This is a genomic window from Oceanobacillus sp. J11TS1 (assembly GCF_018333215.1).
In the GTDB taxonomy this organism is placed as follows: domain Bacteria; phylum Bacillota; class Bacilli; order Bacillales; family Amphibacillaceae; genus Oceanobacillus.
Genome location: NZ_BORO01000085.1, coordinates 1 through 255, shown reverse-complemented (window position 1 = coordinate 255; position 255 = coordinate 1). Strand labels below are relative to the sequence as shown.

Annotated in this window: 1 protein-coding gene; it reads left to right on the top strand. The window is 35.7% G+C overall.

Translation table 11 applies throughout. The features are described 5' to 3' along the window. A partial coding sequence (locus tag KI343_RS19945; RefSeq protein ID WP_212928128.1) for a transposase occupies nt 1–255 on the top strand: 255 nt, incomplete at both ends.

Here is a 255-nt window from a genome sequence, read left to right as displayed (position 1 = left end):
TTCCGAACCCTACCGATACACGAACATTGATTCCTTTTTTAGATCGAATAGAAAAGGATTATTTTGCGTTGCCTGATTTCCTTGTAGCAGATGCGGCTTATGGAAGTGAACAAAATATAGAAGATATCATCTCGAATCGGTTACGCACCGCCCTAATCACTTACAATATGTATCGTAAAGAAAAGAAGAAAAAATATAAAAATAATCCTTTTAACACCGCTAACTGGGAATATGATGCCAAAAAAGATGCCTTTA